The organism is Pseudomonas sp. CNPSo 3701 (assembly GCF_028674975.1).
GTDB lineage: Bacteria > Pseudomonadota > Gammaproteobacteria > Pseudomonadales > Pseudomonadaceae > Aquipseudomonas > Aquipseudomonas straminea.
Window position 1 is genome coordinate 1,388,412 of record NZ_JAQZSI010000001.1, and the last position, 20,709, is coordinate 1,409,120.

17 protein-coding genes are annotated in these 20,709 nt (G+C 64.2%); 15 read left to right on the top strand and 2 right to left on the bottom strand.

The window, feature by feature from the left end; genetic code table 11:
• Positions 1–45: 45 nt before the first annotated feature.
• Positions 46–507, bottom strand: coding sequence for a CopD family protein (locus PVA39_RS06340; RefSeq protein ID WP_093503664.1), 462 nt, complete (start codon positions 505–507; stop codon positions 46–48).
• Between the two features lie 238 nt (positions 508–745).
• Between PVA39_RS06340 and dinG the strand changes: the two genes are divergently transcribed.
• The 15 genes from dinG (at position 746) to PVA39_RS06415 (ending at position 18,983) form a co-directional block, all read left to right on the top strand.
• Entirely contained in the window at positions 746–2,890 is a 2,145-nt protein-coding gene (dinG, locus tag PVA39_RS06345) for an ATP-dependent DNA helicase DinG (RefSeq protein ID WP_274123305.1), read from the top strand.
• Positions 2,891–3,205: 315 nt separating this feature from the next.
• On the top strand, positions 3,206–5,503 hold the full coding sequence (locus PVA39_RS06350; protein WP_274123439.1) for a beta-agarase: 2,298 nt from the start codon (positions 3,206–3,208) through the stop codon (positions 5,501–5,503).
• Between the two features lie 50 nt (positions 5,504–5,553).
• Positions 5,554–6,699 carry a serine hydrolase domain-containing protein gene (locus PVA39_RS06355; protein ID WP_274123306.1) on the top strand — a complete coding sequence of 382 codons (1,146 nt, stop codon included), beginning with the start codon at positions 5,554–5,556 and terminating at the stop codon, positions 6,697–6,699.
• Between the two features lie 92 nt (positions 6,700–6,791).
• On the top strand, positions 6,792–7,643 hold the full coding sequence (locus PVA39_RS06360; protein ID WP_274123307.1) for an OmpA family protein: 852 nt from the start codon (positions 6,792–6,794) through the stop codon (positions 7,641–7,643).
• A gap of 48 nt (positions 7,644–7,691) precedes the next feature.
• Positions 7,692–8,339: a pyridoxamine 5'-phosphate oxidase gene (gene pdxH, locus PVA39_RS06365; RefSeq protein ID WP_013792424.1), complete on the top strand. Its 648-nt coding sequence runs from the start codon at positions 7,692–7,694 to the stop codon at positions 8,337–8,339.
• A gap of 71 nt (positions 8,340–8,410) precedes the next feature.
• Positions 8,411–9,520: a sugar diacid recognition domain-containing protein gene (locus PVA39_RS06370; protein ID WP_274123308.1), complete on the top strand. Its 1,110-nt coding sequence runs from the start codon at positions 8,411–8,413 to the stop codon at positions 9,518–9,520.
• Between the two features lie 135 nt (positions 9,521–9,655).
• On the top strand, positions 9,656–11,014 hold the full coding sequence (locus PVA39_RS06375) for a GntP family permease (protein ID WP_274123309.1): 1,359 nt from the start codon (positions 9,656–9,658) through the stop codon (positions 11,012–11,014).
• A 52-nt stretch (positions 11,015–11,066) separates the two neighbouring features.
• A complete protein-coding gene (locus tag PVA39_RS06380) occupies positions 11,067–12,209 on the top strand; it encodes a glycerate kinase (RefSeq protein ID WP_274123310.1) in 1,143 nt (380 codons plus the stop codon).
• 175 nt (positions 12,210–12,384) lie between these two features.
• Positions 12,385–12,849, top strand: coding sequence for a membrane protein (locus PVA39_RS06385; RefSeq protein WP_013792420.1), 465 nt, complete (start codon positions 12,385–12,387; stop codon positions 12,847–12,849).
• Positions 12,850–13,260: 411 nt separating this feature from the next.
• Positions 13,261–16,053, top strand: coding sequence for a monovalent cation/H+ antiporter subunit A (locus PVA39_RS06390; RefSeq protein WP_274123311.1), 2,793 nt, complete (start codon positions 13,261–13,263; stop codon positions 16,051–16,053).
• Complete coding sequence (locus tag PVA39_RS06395) at positions 16,053–16,379, top strand: Na+/H+ antiporter subunit C (RefSeq protein WP_274123312.1); 327 nt, start codon at positions 16,053–16,055, stop codon at positions 16,377–16,379. The genes PVA39_RS06390 and PVA39_RS06395 overlap by 1 nt, the downstream gene beginning before the upstream one ends.
• The gene (locus PVA39_RS06400; RefSeq protein WP_274123313.1) at positions 16,379–17,881 is read left to right on the top strand and encodes a monovalent cation/H+ antiporter subunit D; all 1,503 of its coding nucleotides are present in this window, start codon (positions 16,379–16,381) and stop codon (positions 17,879–17,881) included. Before PVA39_RS06395 ends, PVA39_RS06400 begins: the two co-directional genes overlap by 1 nt.
• The gene (locus PVA39_RS06405; protein WP_274123314.1) at positions 17,878–18,381 is read left to right on the top strand and encodes a Na+/H+ antiporter subunit E; all 504 of its coding nucleotides are present in this window, start codon (positions 17,878–17,880) and stop codon (positions 18,379–18,381) included. Before PVA39_RS06400 ends, PVA39_RS06405 begins: the two co-directional genes overlap by 4 nt.
• Complete coding sequence (locus PVA39_RS06410; protein ID WP_274123316.1) at positions 18,366–18,635, top strand: K+/H+ antiporter subunit F; 270 nt, start codon at positions 18,366–18,368, stop codon at positions 18,633–18,635. Before PVA39_RS06405 ends, PVA39_RS06410 begins: the two co-directional genes overlap by 16 nt.
• 15 nt (positions 18,636–18,650) lie before the next feature.
• On the top strand, positions 18,651–18,983 hold the full coding sequence (locus PVA39_RS06415; RefSeq protein WP_274123318.1) for a Na+/H+ antiporter subunit G: 333 nt from the start codon (positions 18,651–18,653) through the stop codon (positions 18,981–18,983).
• 20 nt (positions 18,984–19,003) lie between these two features.
• Here PVA39_RS06415 and PVA39_RS06420 read toward each other — a convergent pair whose 3' ends face one another.
• The gene (locus tag PVA39_RS06420) at positions 19,004–20,623 is read right to left on the bottom strand and encodes an NAD(P)/FAD-dependent oxidoreductase (RefSeq protein WP_274123320.1); all 1,620 of its coding nucleotides are present in this window, start codon (positions 20,621–20,623) and stop codon (positions 19,004–19,006) included.
• Positions 20,624–20,709: the final 86 nt, after the last annotated feature.

The following is a 20,709-nucleotide window of genomic DNA, read 5'->3' on the forward strand; positions in this document are numbered from 1 at the left end:
GAAGGGCCTGTAGAGGCCCTTCTTTATTAGTGCTTCAAGCTGCCGTCAGAGGCTGGGGCGCGCTGCTGCGAGCGATACCACGCTTAGACCAAGCAGCAGATTGAAGGCGACCAGCCGGCGAATACGGCCCAGCCCCGCACCGGCTGCCGGCCAGTCCTGCGCTTCCACCGCGCGGCGCATGGCCGGCAGTTGCAACGCCTGAATGCGTAGGAACAGCGCCAGCATCGCCAGGTACAGGCCGATCATTACGTGAACGTAACGCGGCGCACCATCGAAACCGCTGAAGCCCATGTGCAGCATGCCCACGCCGGTGATCGGCAGCGCCACGACGGCGATCCACACCCACACGAAGAAGCGGCGAAACACCTCAAGCCACAAGGTAAGACGCTCCGGCACCTGCAGGGTGCCAGCGGCCGGGCGCAGCACCATCCACGCGAAGAACATGCCGCCGACCCAGATCAGCGCCGCCAGCAGGTGCAAGGTGTACAGAGGGGAATAAGGTGGCATTCAGGCACTCCGGTATTTCAACTGATCACCTCGGGACGCCGTTTGGCCATCCAGGTTGTTCAAGGCTCGGCTGCGCCTCACGGTGATCGATTTCAGAAGTCGGGCCCGGCGGCTTGCAAGTCGTGCGCTTCATCGGGAGCAGGCAAGCGAGTCAGCACGCAGGCGATAGGCGCGTTATGATAGCGGCCGTTTTCGAATACTGAAAATATATCCAGCCTTTTCGTAGTCAAGATCCTTAATGCTCAGCACCGAACTCAAGGCCCAGATCCAGGGCGCCTACACCCGTTTTCTCGAAGCCAAGGGCCTCAAGCCTCGCTATGGGCAGCGCCTGATGATCGCCGAGGTGGCCAAGGTGCTGGGCACCATCAAGACCGACGATGAAGGGCGTCGCCTCGGTGACCCGGCCGTGGTGGCCGTCGAGGCCGGCACCGGTACCGGCAAGACCGTGGCCTACTGCATGGCTGCCATCCCCACCGCTAAAGCGGCGGGCAAACGCCTGGTGCTGGCCACCGCCACCGTGGCGCTGCAGGAGCAGATCGTGCACAAGGATCTGCCCGACCTGATGCGCAACAGCGGCCTGAATTTCAGCTTCGCCCTGGCCAAGGGCCGAGGCCGCTATCTGTGCCTGTCCAAGCTCGACGTGTTGCTGCAGGAAGGCCAGGCGCAGAGCTCCACGGCGCAGTTGTTCGAGGAAGAAGGCTTTCGCATCGATGTCGATGAGGAAGGCCAGAAGCTGTTCACCAGCATGATCGAGAAGCTTGCCGGCAACAAATGGGACGGCGACCGCGACAGCTGGCCTCAGGAACTGGAAGACAGCCGTTGGGCGCAATTGACCACCGATCATAGCCAGTGCACCGGCCGCCACTGCCCGAATTTCGGGCAATGCACTTTCTACAAAGCCCGCGAAGGCATGGGCAAGGTCGACGTGATCGTCACCAACCACGATATGGTGCTGGCCGATCTCGCCCTGGGTGGCGGCGCGGTGCTGCCTGACCCGCGCGACACCCTGTACGTTTTCGACGAAGGCCATCACCTGCCGGACAAAGCCATCGGCCACTTCGCCCACTTCACCCGGCTGCGTTCCACGGCCGATTGGCTGGAGCAGATCGCCAAGAACCTCACCAAGCTCCTGGCCCAACACCCGCTGCCCGGTGATCTCGGGCGGCTGATCGAGCAGGTGCCGGAGCTGGCCCGCGAGCTCAAGACCCATCAGCAATTCATGTTCAGCGCTTGCGAGCAGGTGGCCGACTTCAAGCCTGGCGAGGATATGGAAGGGCGTGAGCGCCCGCGTCACCGTTTCGTCGGCGGCGTGGTGCCCGAGCATCTGATCGAGCTGGGCCTGGAATTGAAGAAGGGCTTTTCCAAGCTCAACGATCTGTTTACCGGGGTGACCGAGAAGCTCAAAGAGGCCATGGACGGCGAGACCAGCATCGGCATCGCCAGCCATCAGGCCGAGGAGTGGTACCCGCTGTTCGGCAGTCTGCTGGCACGGGCCCAAGGCACCTGGGAGCTGTGGCTGGCGTTCACCAGCGAAGATCCCGAAGACAGCCCGCCCATGGCGCGCTGGCTGACCCTGGCCGAGAGCGGCGCGCTGTTCGACATCGAAGTCAACGCCAGCCCGATCCTCGCCGCCGAAACCCTGCGCCGCAACCTGTGGAGCGTCGCCTACGGCGCGCTGGTCACCTCGGCCACGCTTACCGCACTGGGCACCTTCGACCGTTACCGCATGCGCGCCGGCCTGCCCAAGGTAGCGGCCACTGCAGTGGTGCCAAGCCCGTTCCACCACGCTGACGCCGGGGTGCTGCGGGTGCCGGATCTTAAGGCCGATCCGCGCAACGCCGCCGAGCACACCGCGGCAATCATCCGCGAGCTGCCCGATCTGGTGCAGGGCTCGCGCGGCACGCTGGTGCTGTTCTCCTCGCGCCGGCAGATGCAGGGCGTGTTCGACGGCCTGGAGCGCGACTGGCGCAAGCGCGTATTCCTCCAGGGCAACCTGTCCAAGCAGGAAACCCTCAACAAGCACAAGGCGCGGGTCGACAGCGGCGAGGAGAGCGTGTTGTTCGGCCTGGCCAGTTTCGCCGAGGGCGTCGACCTGCCGGGCGCATACTGCGAGCACGTGGTGATCGCCAAGATTCCCTTTGCCGTGCCGGACGACCCGGTCGAGGCCGCGCTGGCCGAATGGATCGAAGCGCGTGGTGGCAACCCGTTCATGGAAATCGCCGTGCCCGATGCTTCGCTGCGCCTGGTGCAGGCCTGCGGGCGCCTGCTGCGTACCGAGTCGGACCGCGGCACTATTACGCTGCTGGATCGCCGCGTGGTGACCCAGCGCTATGGCAAGGCGATTCTTAATGCGCTTCCGCCGTTCCGGCGGGAAATCAGCTAGGCTCCCGCCGCGCCCCTCTCGACGAAAAAAATCGCTCCGCAAGTCAGTCATCGGACATGCGGGCTTTGCGGTAAAGCCCCCATCTGTCGCACTATTGCGCCTGCGCGTTTAAGACGCAGCAAAAGGCTTGTGACGGGACTGTCGCGGGCACTCACATTCGTCGTCGAGTTGCGGGGAGAAGGGGTCTTGAAGGTCAACACCTGGCTGCTGTCGGCCGATCGTTCGGGGCAGTGCGACGCGCACGCACCCGCCGGTCTGGTCACCAAAGTTCTGTCACTGTGCATCGCTGCAGCCCGTCCTCGACATCCATTGGCGATGAGGCGCCTGGCGCTGGTTACGCTGCTCGGCCTGCCGACGCTGGGCGTTGCTGCCGATCGCCAGGAGCTGTTCAACTTCGTACGTCCCATGGACGCGGTTCAGGTCTCCGGCGACAACGCCTACCTGCCCAGCGTGACCGCGGAAAGCGCCGCCCAGGGCGAGATCCTGCGCCGTGTGACCTTCAATCCGGGCGAGCGCCCGACCCTGCGCCTGACTCCGCAAAACGGCAGTTGGGACTGGTCCCAGGCCAGCGCCATGAGCCTGCGCGTGCAGAACGCCATGGACTGGGCGCTGACCCTGGACGTCACCATCGAAAGCGCCGACGGCAAGCGCCTGACCACTCAGATCGCCCTGCCGGCCGGCCCGGCGCAGACATTGCTGATCCCGCTGGGCGCCACCTCGCCGCGTGCCCAAGGCATGCGCGCCGGTGCGCCGATGCCCTGGCGTTACGACGGCCGCCTGCTGCTGCTGGCGGAAACCGTCAATGGCGAGATCGACGTCAAGAACGTCTCCGCCGTCACCCTGTCGATCCCCAACCCCCAGGCCGCGCAAAACATCCTGCTGGGCCGCTTCGGTGTGCGCGGCAGCGGCGATCTGGAGCAGGCCTACCGCGGTATCGTCGATGGCTACGGCCAGTACACCCGACGCGACTGGCCGGGCAAGATCAAGAACGACGAGCAGCTGCGCCAGGGCATGGCCCAAGAAGACAAGCAGCTGCAAGCCTGGCAGGCCGGCCGTCCCAAGCAGGACATGTACGGCGGCTGGATCGGCGGCCCGTCGTTCGAGGCCACCGGTTTCTTCCGTACCGAGAAGCGCGGTGACCGATGGTTCCTGGTCACGCCGGAGGGCAACCCCTTCTACTCGCTGGGTGTGAACACCGTGACCGGCTCGCAAAGCCAGACCTACGTCGAAGGCCGCGAGATCATGTTCAGCGCGTTGCCGGCCGAGGGCGAGCCGCTCGCCGCGTTCTACGGCAGTGCCAGTAACGAGTCCGATACTGGCGCCAACCGCGGCCGCGACTTCGACAAGGGCCGCTGGTACGACTTCTACGCCGCCAACCTGCAGCGCACCTATGGCGCTCAGGATGCCAAGGCGTGGCGCGAGCGCGCGCAGAATCGCCTGCAGGCCTGGGGCTTCAATACCCTGGGTAACTGGAGCGACAACGAGTTCGCCGAAGACAAACGCATGCCGTACAGCATTCCGCTGTCGATCCATGGTGACTACGCCACCATCAGCACTGGCGTGGACTGGTGGGGCGGCATGCCTGACCCCTTCGATCCACGTTTCGCCATGGCCGCCGAACGTGCCATCGCCATCGCCACCCGTGGCCATCGCGACGATCCCTGGGTGATCGGTTACTACGCCGACAACGAGCTTGCCTGGGCCGGCCCGGCTGATGATCCGCTGTCGCGCTACGCCTTGGCCTACGCCACGCTGCGCCTGACCACCGACGTACCGGCCAAGCGCGCCTTCCTCAAGCAGCTGCGCGACAAGTACCGCAACCAGGAAGGCTTGTCCAAGGCCTGGGGTATCGACCTCAAAGCGTGGGAGCTGATGGAGGATCCGGGCTTCCAGGCGCCACCGATCAATCCTGAGTACCCGGCCATCGAAGCCGACATGCAGCGCTTCCTGCGTCTGTTCGCTGATACCTACTTCAAGACCATCGACGATTCGCTGGAATGGCATACGCCGAACCACCTGCTGCTCGGTGGCCGTTTCTCGGCGAGCATTCCCGAGGCTGTGGAGGCCTGCGCCCAGTACTGCGACGTGCTGAGCTTCAACTTCTATACCCGCGAGCCGCAGCAGGGTTACGACTTCGAAGCCCTGCGCAAGCTCGACAAGCCGCTGCTGGTCACCGAGTTCCACTTCGGCTCCCGCGACCGCGGCCCGTTCTGGGGTGGCGTCTCCGAGGTGTACAAGGAAGAGGAGCGTGGCCCGGCTTATGCCAACTTCCTGAAGAAGGCGTTGGAAGAGCCACAGATCGTTGGCGTGCACTGGTTCCAGTATCTAGATCAGCCAGTTACCGGGCGCCTGCTCGATGGCGAGAACGGTCACCTGGGCCTGGTGGCGATCACCGACCGGCCGTGGGACGGCTTTGTCAGCGCCGTGCGCAAGGCCAACCTGACCGTGCCACCGCTGGTACTCGAGCAGGCCGCCAAGGAGCCCGCGCCCAAAACGGGTGCCGCGCCTGCTCAGGAGTCGTCCAAAGAGGACGCCGCACCTTCGCAAGAGGCGGCGCCCGAGGCCGTGCCGGCTGCCGAGGGCGACGCCCCGGCAGCTGAAGCCAAGCCTTAATCCGTACGCGCCAGCCCTGCTGGCGCTTTTATTTGAAGCAGGAGCCGTCAGTGCAGATTCAGGGTTACTTCGACCTCAAATTCGAAGCGGTAAAGGAGGCCTTCGCAGCGCTGTTCGATGACCCGCAGGAGCGCGGCGCCGCGCTGTGCGTGCAGGTGGGCGGAGAAACCGTGGTGGACATCTGGGCCGGGGTCGCCGACAAGGACGGCCAAGAGGCCTGGCACAGCGATACCATCCTCAATCTGTTCTCCTGCACCAAGCCTTTCGCTGCGGTCACCGCGCTGCAACTGGTAGCCGAAGGCAAACTGGAGCTCGACGTTCCAGTGGCTCGCTACTGGCCCGAATTCGCCGCCGCCGGCAAGGAGCGCATTACCGTGCGCCACCTGCTTTGCCATCAGGCCGGGTTGCCGGCGATTCGCGCGAATCTGCCTGCCGAAGCTCTCTACGACTGGCAGACCATGACCGACGCACTGGCCGCCGAGGCGCCCTGGTGGCCGCTGGGCGAGGGGCACGGTTATGCGCCGATCACCTTCGGCTGGCTGATCGGCGAGCTGCTGCGCCGCGTCGAGGGTCGCGGCCCGGGTGTGTCGATCGTCGCCCGTACCGCCAAACCGCTAGGCCTGGATTTTCACGTTGGTTTGGCCGACGAGGAATTTCACCGCGTCGCCACCATCAGCCGTGGCAAGGGCAATATGGGCGATGCGGCAGCCCAGCGCATGCTCAAGACCATGATGACCGATGCCCAGGCCATGACCACCCGGGCGTTCACCAATCCGCCGTCGATCATGACCAGCACCAACAAACCGGAGTGGCGACGCATGCAGCAGCCAGCGGCCAATGGCCATGGCAACGCCCGTAGCCTGGCCGGTTTCTACAGCGGTCTGCTCGATGGCAGCCTGCTCGATAGCGAGCTGCTGGCTGAACTCACCCGCGAACACAGTGTCGGTGAGGACAGAACGTTGCTGACCCCGACGCGTTTCGGTCTGGGCTGCATGCTCGACCAGTCCACCGTCGGCAATGCTACCTACGGAATGGGCAAGGGTGCCTTCGGCCACCCTGGCGCGGGCGGCACCACAGGTTTCGCCGATCCGGAACGGGACGTGGCTGTGGGGTTTGTTACGAATAACCTGGGGCCGTTCGTCTTAATGGATCCGCGGGCACAGAAACTTGCGGGTATCTTATGCGAGTGTTTCTAGGAACCGCGCATAACCGCCTGCGCAATAACGCTTTTAGCTGCTGACTCCGGGTTGCCCGGGTGACTACGACCGATTACTTAGTGGATGAACCGATGCTTTCCTACAAGACTTGCGCACTGGCGCTTTGCGTACTGCTGACAGGTTGCTCCCTGTTCGAGAAGAAGGAAGATCCCAAGCCGGTCCCCATGCCACCGCCGGAAGTTACCCAGGCCTGGCTGGATGAATACGAGCCGCTGGTGCGCGAAGCGATCAAGGACAGCAACTTCGAGATGGAGCGTCGCGAGAACCTGCTGGTGGTCACCGCGCCGGTCAAGGGCAACTTCAACCCGGATCGCCCTGGCATGCTGCTGCCGGTCACCCTGGGCCCGATCACCCGGGTGGCCAAGGTAATGGAGAAAGACAGCAAGGTCGGTGTGCTGGTACTCGGCCACGCTGACAGCAGCGGCGCGCTGGATACCAATCGCTCCCTTAGCCTTGAGCGCGCTCGTGCCTTCACCGCCATCTTCCGCCTAAGCGGCCTCAAACAGGACCGCCTGATGGTCAAGGGCATGGGCCCGGACATGCCGCGTGCTGCCAACGATAGCGCCAATGGCCGTGAACTGAACCGCCGGGTGGAAATCCTCCTGACCCGTCAGGACACCCTACAGGCGCTGATAGCCAAGTACAGCACGCCAGATCCGGCGCCTGCTGCCGCCACCGCTGTGGCTGCTACCGAAAAGCCGGCGGACAAGCCAGCCGAGAAACCGGCTGCCAAAGCTACTGCCAAGCCGGCAGCCAAAGCCGTAGCCAAGGCGCCTGCAAAGGCCAAACCCAAGGCAGCGGCCAAGCCAGCAGCGAAACCAGCGGCCAAGGCCGTGGCGAAAACCGCTGACAAATCGGCCGACAAGAGCACCACCAAGCTGGCCGATGCCAAGAAAGTGGTTGCCGCAGATCAAGCCAAATAAGGTCCGTACCGTTAAGCTAGGGTCTTTGCCGCTTTCGAGAGCTTTCTCATGACTCAGACCCTGGCCGACATGCGCCGTGACTACACCCGTGACGGGTTGAGCGAGGATCAGGCGCCGCTTGAGCCTCTCGCGCTGTTCAGAAGCTGGTTCGCCGATGCGGTGAAAACCGAGCAGCCTCCCGTGGAACCCAACGCCATGACCCTGGCGACCGTCGATGCCGAAGGTCGTCCGCACTGCCGTGTGCTGCTGCTCAAGGGCCTGGACGAGCAAGGGTTCACCTTCTTCAGCAATTACCAGAGCGCCAAGGGCGAGCAGCTGCAGGCCAATCCCTTTGCCGCATTGACCTTTTTCTGGCCGACCCTGGAGCGCCAGGTGCGCATCGAAGGGCGGGTCGAAAAGGTCACACCTGCCGAGTCCGACGCCTATTTCCAGGTGCGCCCGCTGGGCAGCCGCCTCGGCGCCTGGGCCTCTCCGCAGAGCCGGGTGATTCATGATCGCGGTGAGCTGGAAGGCCTGCTGGCACAAACCGAACGCCGCTTCGCTGACCAGGCGCCTGAATGCCCGCCGCATTGGGGCGGCTACCGCCTGCTGCCCGAGCGCATCGAGTTCTGGCAGGGCCGTGCCAGCCGTCTGCACGACCGTCTCGACTATCGGCTCAACGGCGAAGCCTGGCTGCGCCAGCGCCTGGCGCCCTGACGCGCCAACAGGCATGCCGCCAATTCCTCAAATCGTTTCCGCAGGGCGGCCGCCCATGCGCAGGCTCCGCCATGCTTGAACTCGATTCCACCCTGGCCCAGCACATCGTCGACCGCGCCATGGCCATCCTGCCGCACAACATCAACGTGATGGACGCCCAGGGCATGATCATCGGCAGTGGCGATCCGGCGCGTTTGCATACCCGTCATGAAGGCGCGCAACTGGTACTCGCCAATCGCCGGGTGGTGGAGATCGACGAGCAGGCTGCGGCCTGTCTGCGTGGCGTTCGCCCAGGTGTGAATCTGCCGCTGCTGCATGCCGACGAGCTGATTGGTGTGCTGGGCATCACCGGCGATCCCGAAGTGGTGCGCCCTTACGCCGAGCTGGTGCGCATGGCCGCCGAGATGCTGGTCGAGCAGCGTCAGGTGCAGGCCGAGCGCCACTGGCAGCGGCATCAGCTCGACGCCTGGGTGCGTCAGCTGTTCGATCCGTCGGTTGCCATCGCCACCCTGAGCGCCGAAGCCGCGCGTCAGGGCCTGACGTTCAACTGGCCGCGTCAGGTATGCCTGCTGGAATTGCACGAGCAGAGCGAGCCGCTGGCGCAGCAAGCACGACTGCTGAGTGCCGTGGCCGGCAAGAAAGAGCACCTCTGGGCGCCTTTGGGCATGCGTGAACTGCTCTGGTGCCGGCCGGTAGCTGCCAGCCAGGAGGATGGTCATTGGCTGGAGGGCGCCGATGAACGTGGCTGGGGCGTGGCTCGCCTGTTGGTCAGCGATGCGGTGCAGTCGCTCGCTCAGCTGCGTCAGGCAGCTCTGGCGCTGCGTGATCTGCAGGCCTTCGCCCGTGCGCGTCACCCGGCCTTGCGTCTGGTGGCACTGGAAGAACATCGCCTGCCAACCTTGCTGCATGCCCAGCGCAACAGCTGGCTGCTGCAGGGTTGGCTGGCGCCACTGAAGCAGGTGCTGGCCCACGACAGCAACGGTGTGCTGCGCGAAACCCTGGAAGCCTGGTGTCGGCATGACGGCCAGGTGCAGAGCTGTGCGGCGGCGCTGGGCATTCACCGCAATACGCTGCGCTATCGCCTGGAGCGCATCGCCGAACTCAGTGGCGTCGAGCTGACGCGGCTGGACCGCCGCTTGCAGCTTTCCCTCGGGCTGGGCCTGATCGAGCCGGACCGCTGATTCTCGTGGTGCGCGTGCACAGTAAATGGTGCTCGTGGTGCTTTTCTTGTTGTGCGTTGGAACAGGGTGCGAGCGCCCACCGCTGAGTGACAATGTGTGTCAGTGGCATCCCATAACAACAACGAGGACACCGGCATGGCTCTGGTTCTGATCCTGGTCGCACTGATCGCGTTTATCGTGCTGTCGACCACCCGTCTCAAGCTGCACCCCTTTCTGGCCTTACTGGCGGCTGCCCTGATCGCCGGTTTCGCTTATCAACTGCCTCATCAGGACATCATCAAGACCATTGCCACCGGTTTCGGCGGCATCCTCGGCAATATCGGCATCGTGATCGTGCTCGGCACCATCATCGGGGTGATTCTCGAGCGCAGCGGCGCGGCGATCACCATGGCCGAGACGGTGATCAAGCTGCTCGGTGAGCGTTTCCCGACCCTGACCATGTCGATCATCGGCTACCTGGTTTCGATTCCGGTGTTCTGCGATTCGGGTTACGTGATCCTCAACTCCCTGAAGAACGCCCTGGCGGCGCGCATGAAGGTCTCGATCGTGGCCATGAGCGTGGCGCTGGCAACCGGCCTCTACGCCACCCACACCTTCGTGCCGCCAACGCCCGGCCCGATTGCCGCTGCCGGCAACCTCGGGTTGGAATCCAGTCTGGGCCTGGTGATCGCCGTTGGCCTGTTCGTCGCCATGATCACCGCTCTGGCCGGCATGTGGTGGGCCAATCGTTTCGTCGGCAAGGACATCGCCCTGGTGGACGACGGCACGCCGCTGCCCAGCGCCGAAGAGTTCGCCGAGCTGCGCAGCAAGTACGGCAAGCTGCCGAGTGCCACCCAGGCTTTTGCGCCGATTTTCGTGCCTATCCTCTTGATCTGCCTGGGCTCCATCGCGGTGTTCCCCAGCAAGCCGTTCGGCGAGGGCGAGATCCTGGCGGTACTGCGTTTCTGCGGTCAGCCGGTAGTGGCTCTGCTAATAGGTCTGCTGCTGGCCTGCACGCTGCTCAAGGGCAACGGCAAGCGCCAGAACCTGCATGACCGCGTCAGCGAGGGCATCGTTTCCGCTGCGCCCATCCTGCTGATTACCGGTGCTGGCGGCGCCTTCGGTGCGGTGTTGAGCGCCTCGCCGCTGGGCGGCTACCTTGGTGCTACGCTGTCGGCGCTGGGCGTCGGGCTGTTCATGCCGTTCCTGGTTGCCGCTGCGCTGAAGACCGCCCAAGGCTCGAGCACCGTGGCCTTGGTGACTACCTCGGCGATGGTCGCGCCGTTGCTGGCTCAACTAGGTCTGGACAGCGAAATGGGGCGCGTGCTCACCGTCATGGCCATCGGTGCGGGCGCCATGACCGTGTCTCACGCCAACGACAGCTTCTTCTGGGTGGTTACCCAGTTCAGCCGTATGCCGGTGGCGGTCGCCTACCGCGCCCAGACCGTGGCCACGCTCATCCAGGGCCTGGTCGGCATGCTCACCGTATGGCTGCTCAGCCTGGTGCTGCTGTAAGTCGATTCCCTCGGGACGCCTGCGGGCGTCCCGCCGTTTTCGAGGTTTTTGCATGAAAATCGTCATTGCTCCTGATTCATTCAAGGAGAGCCTGAGTGCACCCGAAGTGGCCCAGGCCATCGCACGCGGCTGGTCGGCCGTGTACCCGGATGCCGAGATCGCCTTGTGCCCCATGGCCGATGGGGGCGAGGGCACGGTCGATGCCGTGCTGGCGGCAACCGGCGGCGAGCGCCGCGAATTGACCGTTAGAGGCCCGCTGAACGCGCCGGTGAATGCTCACTGGGGCTGGCTGGGCGACGGCACCGCGGTGATCGAAATGGCGGCCGCCAGCGGCCTGCATTGGGTGCCCAGCGGCCAGCGCGACGCCCGGGTGACCTGCAGCTACGGCACTGGTGAATTGATCCTGGCGGCTCTGGATGCCGGGGCCACGCGCATCATCCTTGGCCTTGGCGGTAGCGCCACCAACGATGGAGGCAGCGGCTTGCTGCGAGCTTTGGGCGTGCGCTTTCTGGATGCAGGCGGCAATGAGCTGCGTGCCGGTGGCGCGGCCCTGGCCTCGTTGCAGCGCGTCGACCTGAGTGGGCTCGACTCGCGTTTGCAGAATGTACAGGTTGAGGTGGCTGCAGACGTGGATAACCCGCTGTGCGGTCCCAAGGGCGCGTCGGCAGTCTTTGGCCCGCAGAAGGGGGCAAGCCCGGAGCAGGTTCGCGAGCTCGACGCTGCCCTGGCGCGCCTGGCCGAAGTGATGGGCGAGGCGCTGGGCGAAGATTTCAGCACCTTTCCTGGGGTCGGTGCTGCGGGCGGGCTGGGCTTTGCGGCTAAGGCCTTCCTCGATGCGCGTTTTCGCCCCGGTATCGAGCTGGTTGCCGAGCTGGGTGGGCTGGCTGACGCGGTGCGCGGTGCCGATCTGGTGATCACCGGGGAGGGCCGGCTGGATGCCCAGAGCCTGCACGGCAAGACCCCGGTTGGCGTGGCACGGGTCGCACAGGCCCAGGGCGTTCCGGTGATCGCCCTGGCGGGCAGCCTGGGCGAGGGCTACCAGCAGGTACGCGAAGCCGGTATCGAGGCCTGCTTCAGCCTGGCGCCCGGGCCGATTACCCTGGAGCATGCCTGTGCCCAGGCCGGGTCCGAGCTCGAAGCGCGTGCTGCCGATCTGGCAAGGTTCTGGCGCGTCGCCCAGGCGGCCCGACGCTGAGAAGGGCGAGGTCGCGGTGACGATTGGCCAGTACGGCTGTCTGTATACTTGTCGGGGTGATCAGACGCCGACCCTGTACCGACGCTGAACGGATGAAGCAATTTGTCGGCAATTACAGTGACCGTCCTGACGGCCAAGTTGTCGTAAGGTTATCAGTCCAGCCTGGAGAATCGTCATGCTTAAACCTGGTTTTTTCGCCGCCCTGTTCGCTGCCGCGACGCTCACTCTCGGCGGTTGCGCCTCCAGCCTGACCGGCGACAGTTATTCGCGTGACGAAGCGCGTGCCGTGCAGACCGTACGCATGGGCACCATCGAGTCGCTGCGTCCGGTGAAGATCGAGGGTACCAAGACGCCTATCGGTGGCGGTGCTGGTGCGGTGATCGGCGGTGTGGCCGGCAGCGGTGTCGGCGGCGGTCGCGGTTCGGCGGTGGCCGCGGTGATCGGTGCCGTAGCCGGCGGCCTGCTGGGCGCTGCTGCCGAAGAAGGCATCACCCGTACCCAGGGTGTGGAGATCACCGTGCGCGAAGACGATGGCAGCATGCGCGCCTACGTGCAGGCCGTCGAGGAAAACCAGATTTTCCGCGTCGGCGACCGCGTACGCATCATGACCGTCAACGGCACCAGCCGCGTCACTCACTGAGTACGCTGGCAGCCGCCGGAGTGAATCGAGGGCCGGAACAGTTAGCTGTTCCGGCCCTTTTGCTTATGCTGTAAGTGAGTAGTCAAACATCCTTGATAGCGTTTAGTAATAGTTCTATCCATGACCTCGGATTGATAGCTAAGCATAATTGTCCTGCGCCTCGAATCAGCTGCCCAGACCAAAACAGATCGAACATAACGCACGGATTATCAGTCAGTTATAGGCGGTCGCCGGTCATCAATCGGGCTTGGCCGGCTCTGAACGTGGGCAAAATTGACGACCGTCATTCGCCTCTGCTGATTCGGTATCGCGCTTACACTTGCAAGATCGGCCTGGCTGCAGTCGGCCGGCTTGGGCACACATAAATGGGCCGCCAGGTTACAGGCGCGCTGGTACGAGAGGTTTTAGTGTATGGCGCTTGCGCTGGTCGTCGCCTTACCATTTCTAGGCATCCTTCTTCCGCTGCTGGCTGACCGCAAGGGGCGTTCGCTCTGTGCGTTGGCTGCGGCTTTGGCGCCAGCCGCAGCAATGGTTCTGCTGTGGGCGGAACGGCCGGGCACCTTCGAAGGGCACGGCCATGTGGTCCGCTACCCCTGGCTGACCGAGCTGGGGCTGGACCTGAGCTTTCGCCTCGACGGCCTGTCCTTCCTTTTCGCGCTACTGATTCTTGGCATCGGTTTGCTGGTCATCCTCTACGCCCGCTATTACCTGTCCAAGCAGGAGCCCATGGGGCGCTTCTTCGCCTATCTGCTGCTGTTCATGGGCGCCATGCTGGGCGTGGTGCTGTCCGAGAACCTGCTGCTGATGCTGATGTTCTGGGAGCTGACCAGCCTTTCTTCATTCCTGCTGGTGGGGTTCTGGAGCGGCAGCAGCGACGCTCGTCGTGGCGCGCGTATGGCATTGACTGTCACTGGCGGCGGCGGCCTGGCACTGCTGGCCGGTATTCTGCTGCTGGGCCACATGGCAGGCAGTTTTGAGCTGAGCGTGGTGCTTGAGGCCGGCGATATCGTGCGCGCCCACTCGCTCTATCCGGTGGCGCTGACGCTGATTCTGCTCGGCGTGTTCACCAAGTCCGCGCAGTTTCCCTTCCATTTCTGGCTGCCCCAGGCGATGGCCGCGCCCACGCCGGTCTCGGCCTATCTGCACTCGGCCACCATGGTTAAGGCGGGCGTCTTTCTGCTGGCGCGCCTGTATCCGGTGCTGGCGGGCACGGACTGGTGGTTCTACATGGTCAGCATGACCGGCATGGTCACGTTGCTGTTCGGGGCCTGCATGGCGCTGTTCCAGCACGACCTCAAGGGCCTGCTGGCGTACTCGACCATCAGCCATCTGGGCCTGATCACCTTGCTGTTCGGCCTGGATACCGAGCTGGCGACCGTGGCGGCGCTGTTCCACATCATCAATCACGCCACTTTCAAGGCCTCGTTATTCATGGCCGCCGGTATCATCGACCACGAAACCGGCAGCCGCGACATGCGACGCATAAACGGACTGTGGAAGTACATGCCGCACACCGCGGTACTGGCTATGGTGGCGGCCTCGGCGATGGCCGGCGTGCCGCTGCTCAATGGCTTCCTGAGCAAGGAAATGTTCTTCAGCGAGACGCTAAACCAGGACCTGCTGGGCATCTTCAACTGGATGATTCCAGTGGCGGCGACTCTGGCCGGGGTGTTCTCGGTGGCCTACTCGCTGCGCTTCATCCACGACGTGTTCTTTAACGGCGAGCCGAAGGATCTGCCCAAATATCCGCCCCATGAGCCGCCGCGCTACATGAAGATTCCGGTGGAGGTTCTGGTGTTCCTCTGCCTGCTGGTGGGCATGCTGCCGGCTTACACCGTCGCGCCGCTGCTGACCGCCGCGGTCTCCGCCAGCCTGGGCGGTGAAGTGCCTGAATACAGCCTGGCGATCTGGCACGGCTTCAACCTGCCGCTGGCCATGAGTGTGGTGGCACTAGCCGGTGGGGTGCTGGTCTACGCCTGCCGCGAGCCGCTGTTCCGCTGGTACAACGGCATGCCGACAGTAGACGCCAAGGATGTCTTCGAGCGGGTGATCTACAGCCTGGTCAAAGGTACCCGCAGGCTGACCCATATGCTTGAGAGCGGCTCGTTGCAGCGCTATATCGCAGTGCTATTGCTCAGTGCCTTGGCACTACTGGTGATGGCGCTGTCCGAGCTCAAGAAGCTGGGCGGCGAGGTGCCGCTGTCGCCGGTGGATGGCATTACCGCCCTGGGAATGCTGATTCTCTGCGTGATGGCGGTGCTGACCGTGGTGTTCCACCGCAGCCGGCTTACTGCCCTGATGACGCTCAGTTGTGCCGGGCTTATGGTAGCGCTGGCCTTCGCCCGTTATTCGGCGCCGGATCTGGCGCTCACCCAGCTGTCGGTCGAGGTAGTGACCATCATTCTCCTGGTACTGGCGCTGTTTTTCATGCCTGACCGCACGCCTCAGGAGTCCAGCAGCCTGCGAGGCCTGCGCGATTTCGCCCTGGCCGGCAGTGCCGGCATCGCCGTGGCGCTGCTGACCTACGCGGTGATGACCCGTCCTTACGACAGCATCTCTTCGTTCTTCCTGGAAAACAGTGTCAGTGGCGGCGGCGGTACCAACGTCGTCAACGTGATCCTCGTGGATTTCCGCGGCTTCGATACGCTGGGGGAAATCGCCGTGCTGGCCATCGCCGCGGTGGGCATCTACGGCCTGCTGGCCGGGCTGCACCTGCCGCACCCGGATACCGATCGCAACGGCAAACTGTGGTCAACCGATAGCCACCCGATGATTCTCGATGTGATCGCCCGCTTGATGATGCCCATGGCGTTGCTGGTGTCGGCGTTCATCTTCCTGCGCGGCCACAACCTGCCGGGCGGCGGTTTCATCGCCGGTCTGATCACTGCCATCGCGCTGATCCTGCAATACGTCGCCCACGGGGTAGAGTGGACCCAGCAGCGCCTGCGCTGGAGTTTCCACTCCATTGCCGGCCTCGGCATTCTCATTGCGGCGCTGACCGGTCTGGGCAGCCTGGCCTTCGACTCGCCATTCCTGACCTCTGCGTTCGATCATTTCCACCTGCCGCTGATCGGTGAGTTCGAGTTGGCCACGGCGCTGCTCTTCGACCTTGGCGTGTACCTCACCGTGGTGGGCGCGACGCTGCTGATCCTTTCCAACATTGGCCATGTCAGCCAGGACGAATCCAGCAAGGAGGTTCACTGATGGAAGCGCTCTACGCCCTGACCCTTGGCGTGCTGACCGCAACGGGCGTGTATCTTCTGATGCGCGCGCGGGTCTATCCGGTGGTGATGGGGCTCACCCTGATCTCCTATGCCGTCAACCTTTTCCTGTTCGCCATGGGGCGTCTGGGCACCGGCGTTCCGGCAGTGATCGGCAAAAGCGCCGAGTATGGCGATCCGTTGCCCCAGGCACTGGTGCTCACCGCCATCGTCATTGGCTTTGCAATGACGGCCTTCGTGGTGGTGCTTTCGCTGCGCGCCCTGGGTGAGCTGCGTACCGACCATGTGGATGGCGAGGAGCCACGTTGATGAATCATGGGCTGATCCTGCCAATCCTGCTGCCGATGTTCGCCGGCAGCCTGCTGCTGGTGCGTTCCTATCTCTCACTGCGTGCCAAACGCGTGCTGTCCTTGCTCGTCACCTGGGCGTTGTTGCCGATCAGCGTCTGGCTGCTGATGCAGGCTAACAGTGGCGAGCTGCAGTTGTATGCCCTGGGCAACTGGCAGGCGCCGTTCGGCATCGTGCTGATGCTCGACCGCCTGGCCGCCCTGATGCTGGTGGTCACGGCCGTGCTGGCCGGTTTCGCCATGCTCTACGCGGTGCGTGGCGACGACGAGCGTGGGCCCAATTTCCACGCCCTGTTCCAGTTCCAACTGTTGGGCATCAACGGCGCCTTCCTGACGGGCGATCTATTCAACCTGTTCGTGTTCTTCGAGATCCTGCTGATCGCCTCCTACTCGCTGCTTGTGTATGGCGGCGGGGCACCGCGGGTGAAAACCGGTGTGCACTACGTGGTGCTCAACCTGGTGGCTTCGTCGCTGTTCCTGATCGGCATTGGCATTCTCTACGGCCTGCTCGGCACCCTGAATATGGCTGACCTGGCCCTCAAGATCGGTCAGGCCGAGATCGAGCGTCAGCCGCTGCTGGCCGCCGCCGGCTTCCTGCTGCTGATCGTGTTCGGTCTCAAGGCTGCGGTACTGCCGCTGTACTTCTGGCTGCCCAGCGCCTATGCCGCCGCCACTGCGCCGGTAGCGGCGCTGTTCGCGATCATGACCAAGGTGGGCCTGTACGCCATCATTAGGGTGTTCACGCTGCTGTTCGGCAATCAAGCCGGCGAGCTGGCCCATCTGGTGGACGAGCTGCTCTGGCCGATAGCGATGCTGACTCTAGCGGCGGGCGTGATCGGCGCGCTGGCGGTGCGCAGCCTGGAACGGCTGATCGGTTACCTAGTCATCGTCTCGGTCGGCACCTTGCTGGCCGGTATCGCCCTGGCCACGGCCGATAGCCTGAGCGGCGCACTGTTCTACCTGATCCACAGCAGCTGGATCTGCGGCGCCTTGTTCCTGCTCGCCGATCTGGTCGCGCGTCAGCGCGGTGAGCTGCGCGGGCGCCTGCGCACCGGTGCGCCGCTGACCAACCCGTTGTTGCTGGGGGCGATATTCTTTATCGCTGCGGTGTCGGTGGCCGGCTTGCCGCCATTCCCAGGCTTTCTCGGCAAGATGATGCTGCTGCGCGCCGCTGGCGCCGGGCAGCAGGCGCTGGAGCTTTGGCCGGTGGTGCTGGTCGGTGGGCTGGGCATGCTGGTCGCCCTGTCGCGTGCCGGTAGCGTGCTGTTCTGGCGTACCGCGGATGAGCCAGCCTCGCAAGCCAGGCTCGACCGCGTGCGTACCCTGGCAGCCGTTGGCCTGCTGGCCTGCAGCCCGTTGCTGGTGGTCGCGGCGCAGCCGGTGTACGCCTATACCCAGGCCACGGCGCAGCAACTGCTGGACGTCGGCGCCTACCTGCAACTCGTCCGCGGAGGTGGCGCATGAGTCTCAAACGCTGGCTTCCCCATCCCACGTTCACCCTGATGCTGACGGTGATCTGGCTGTTTCTGGTCAATACGCCTACGGTCGGCCATCTGCTGCTCGGCGCCTTTCTCAGCTGGGGCATCATGCTTCTGTGCCGCGACTTCATGTTCGACGTGCCACGCCTGCGCCGGCCGCTGAAGCTGTGCGGCTACATCCTGATGGTGCTGTGGGACATCCTGGTCGCCAACATCCACGTGGCGCGCCTGGTGCTGGGCTCGACGCGCAAGCTCAAGCCGGCTTTCGTCGAAGTGCCGATGCGCATCGAGAACGAGTTCCTGCTGGCGGTGCTGGCGTGCATCCTGTCGCTGACGCCGGGTACGGTGTCCTCCGGGCTCAGTGCCGATCACAAGACGTTGCTGCTGCATGTGCTGGACGTGTCGCACGGCGAAGACGTCGTCGCGCAGATCAAGTCGCGCTACGAAGCGCCGCTGCTGGAGATTTTCGAATGCTCGATATCGTGATTCCCGTCTGCATGGCGCTGATGGGCGTCGCCATGCTGCTCAACTTGGCGCGCCTGGTGCGCGGACCCTCGATGCCGGACCGCGTGCTGGCGCTCGACACGCTGTACATCAACGCGCTGGCGCTGATCGTGCTGTTCGGCATCTGGCTGCAGTCGGATCTGTTCTTCGAGGCTGCTCTGCTGATCGCCATCATGGGCTTCGTCGGCACCGTGGCCGTTGGCAAGCACATGATGCACGGCGAAATCATCGACTGAACGGAGGTCGTCAACATGCCATTCTGGATCGAAGCGCTGGTCGCCTTCTTCTTGCTGGTGGGCTGTACCTTCGCGCTGATCGGCGCGATCGGCCTGTACCGCTTGCCGGATTTCTTCACCCGCCTGCACGGTCCTACCAAGGCCACCACCCTGGGCGTAGGCGCCATGGTAGTAGCCTCGATGATCTTCTTTGGTAATCAGTCCGAGGGGCTAAGCATTCACGAGCTGCTGATCACCCTGTTCCTGTTCATTACTGCGCCGGTCAGCGCCCACATGCTGGCCAAGGCCGCCATGCAGGACAAGGTCAAACTGGTGCGACGCACCCGTGGTCGGCCGTGGGAATCCTGAGCACAGCCACCGGCTGGCGCTTAGCCAGCCTGCTCGTTCAGAATCGCCCGCGCCACACCTTCGGCGACACGAATGCCATCGACACCCGCTGACAGGATGCCACCCGCATAACCCGCACCTTCACCGGCCGGGAACAGACCGCGTACGTTGAGGCTTTGCAGGTCTTCGCCACGGGTGATGCGCAGCGGCGATGAGGTGCGCGTTTCGATGCCGGTCAGCACCGCGTCGTGCAGGTCGAAGCCCCTGATCTGCTTGGCGAAGGCCGGCAGCGCTTCGCGGATCGCCTCGATGGCGAAGTCCGGCAGCGAGGGCGCCAGGTCACCGAGCTTGATGCCCGGCTTGTAGGAAGGCTCGACGCTGCCCAGTGCGGTGCTCGGCTTGCCGGCGATGAAGTCGCCGACCAACTGGCCCGGCGCTTCGTAGTTGCTGCCGCCCAGTACGTAGGCGTGGGATTCCAGACGCTCCTGCAGTTCGACGCCAGCCAGCGGGCCGCCGGGATAATCCTGCTCCGGGGTGATGCCGACCACGATGCCCGAGTTGGCGTTGCGCTCGTTACGCGAGTACTGACTCATGCCATTAGTGACCACCCGGTGCGGCTCGCTGGTGGCCGCTACCACGGTTCCGCCCGGGCACATGCAGAAACTGTAAACCGAGCGGCCGTTCTTGGCGTGGTGCACCAGCTTGTAGTCGGCTGCGCCGAGTTTCGGGTGGCCGGCATATTTGCCGAGACGCGCACGGTCGATCAGCGACTGCGGGTGCTCGATGCGAAAGCCCACGGAGAAGGGCTTGGCCTCCATGAACACGCCACGCTTGTGCAGGGCGCGGAAGGTGTCGCGCGAGCTGTGACCAAGGGCCAGGATGACGTGGCGGCTGTGCAGCTGTTCGCCGCTTTCCAGCTCGACACCGACCAGTTGACCGTTTTCGATCAATACGTCGCTGACGCGCTGCTGGAAGCGCACCTCGCCGCCGAGGGCCTTGATCTCTTCACGCATAGTGGCGACCACGCCGGTCAGGCGGAAGGTGCCGATATGCGGCTTGCTGACGTAGAGGATCTCCTCCGGCGCGCCGGCCTTGACGAACTCTTCCAGTACCTTGCGCCCGTAATGGTTCGGGTCCTTGATCTGGCTGTACAGTTTGCCGTCGGAAAAGGTGCCGGCGCCGCCCTCGCCGAACTGCACGTTGGACTCGGGATCGAGCACCTTCTTGCGCCACAGGCCCCAAGTGTCCTTGGTGCGCTGACGTACTTCCTTGCCGCGCTCCAGCACGATGGGCTTGAGGCCCATCTGCGCCAGAATCAGCGCAGCGAAGATGCCGCACGGGCCGAAGCCGATCACCAGCGGGCGCTGCGCCGGGTGCTGTTCGGCGCTGACGGTCAGTGGCTTGTAGCTGACGTCCGGGGCGATGCCGAGATTGCGGTCGTTGGCCAGGCGCGCCAGCAGGGCGGCCTCGTCGCGCACGCTGAAGTCCAGGGTGTAGATGAACGGCATATCACCGGACTTCTTGCGGGCATCGTAGCTGCGCTTGAATACGCTGAGCTCGAGCAGTTCGTTGTCGGCGATGCCCAGGCGCTCGACCAGGGCAGGGCGTAGGGCGTCGTCGGCGTGATCGAGGGGCAGTTTCAGTTCGGTGATGCGCAGCATGAGATCGTCCTTTCAGGGCCGGAGGCAACCCGGCAGCTTTTTCGAGGGCGGCGATTATGGACGAAAAATGCCCGGCAGGCTGCAGT